The 1,269-nt window shown below is 33.3% G+C and carries 2 protein-coding genes and 1 pseudogene; all 3 read left to right on the top strand.

Annotated features, from left to right (window positions below; translation table 11 throughout):
• Window positions 1-47: 47 nt before the first annotated feature.
• A complete protein-coding gene (locus tag KSU54_RS18435) occupies window positions 48-305 on the top strand; it encodes a hypothetical protein (RefSeq protein ID WP_009301278.1) in 258 nt (85 codons plus the stop codon).
• Between the two features lie 255 nt (window positions 306-560).
• Window positions 561-650 carry an IS3 family transposase gene (locus KSU54_RS19605; protein WP_081446383.1) on the top strand — a complete coding sequence of 30 codons (90 nt, stop codon included), beginning with the start codon at window positions 561-563 and terminating at the stop codon, window positions 648-650.
• A gap of 116 nt (window positions 651-766) precedes the next feature.
• A pseudogene (locus tag KSU54_RS19600) lies at window positions 767-1,138 on the top strand (transposase); the annotation flags it as partial.
• Window positions 1,139-1,269: the final 131 nt, after the last annotated feature.

Raw genomic sequence — 1,269 nt, 5'->3', positions numbered from 1 at the left:
TGATGCGTACCCTCTTTACTGGGCAAACCAGTAAGGAGGGTTTTTATATGAAATATGATTATGGATTTAAGTTGAAGTGTGTTGAACTATATAAAAATGGTCGATGGCATGAAACACCAGAAGGAATTGGACAAAAAAACTTTAGAAAAGGAATTACTACATGGGTCAAAATCGCTGACTTACATGGAATAGATGCTTTAAAACATCCTACCACCTGCACTGAGTATACTGTGGAAGAAAGATACGCTTTAGTTGCCAGGGTTCTAGCTGGAGAATCTCAAAAAAAGTGTTGCAATAAGTGCTAATATTAATCACAGTCAATTGTCAAACTGGGTAAAACGATATAAAATATATGGATATAATGGTCTCGATTTAAAGAAGGGACGACATAGTAAGGAGCAGCCTCTGAAAAAATCTATAATATCAAGTGAACTTACTCCTCCTGAGAAAGAAGAACTAATACGTTTAAGAGCAGCAATCGTTAAAGAAATTCGTGAAAAAGGATATCGATTAAAGCATCTTCTAAAGGCATGAGATGATGAAACTGATAAAAGAAATCTTTGATCAAAATAAGGGGACGCTATGGAGTTCGTCGAGTTCATAGAGAGCTTCTAAATCGCGGTTATCTGGTAAATCATAAGAGAGTGTAACGACTTATGCATAATATGGGATTATTAGGTAAACGTCCTAAAGAGAGATACCATTCTTATAAAGGGAATGTAGCAGATAATATTATTAATAGAATTTTAATGCGAGTAGACCATTACAAAAATGGACTACTGATGTATCTCAATTCAATTTTGCATGGGGAAAATGTTATATTTCTCCAATATTAGATAGGTTTACAAATGAGATTATTTCCTATGATTTATCACCGCATCCTAATCTTAAACAAATTACAGATATGCTGACTCAGGCATATGAAAAGTTTCCCATCCTTGAAGGATTGATTTTCCACTCAGATCAGGGATGGAAATATCAACATGCTCATTATATCAATTCATTAAAAGAACACAGTATAATACAATCAATGTCTAGAAAAGGAAACTGTTATGATAATTCGGTAACGGAAACTTTCTTTGGCCGATTAAAAAATGAAGTCTATTATGGGTATGAAAATGAATACAATTCATTTTAAGAGTTTTCTACTGCAATAAAAGAATACAGAAAAAACAAAATGGATGCCACCTATTTTGTACAGATTAGCATCCATGGCATAATTTTTTTAAAACTAAATTTAAACGTGTCCAGAAAACTGGGTACACATCA

Origin of the sequence: Erysipelatoclostridium sp. MSK.23.31, from assembly GCF_019125875.1 — a bacterium.
In the GTDB taxonomy this organism is placed as follows: Bacteria; Bacillota_I; Bacilli_A; order Erysipelotrichales; family Coprobacillaceae; genus Thomasclavelia; species Thomasclavelia ramosa.
Note: the sequence above shows the minus strand (reverse complement) of the source record. Positions and strands in the feature narration are given on the sequence as shown.

Bases quoted from the DNA above. Each gene is read 5' to 3' on its own strand.
- KSU54_RS18435 (WP_009301278.1), top strand. From the start codon at position 48: ATGAAATATGATTATGGATTTAAGTTGAAGTGTGTTGAACTATATAAA.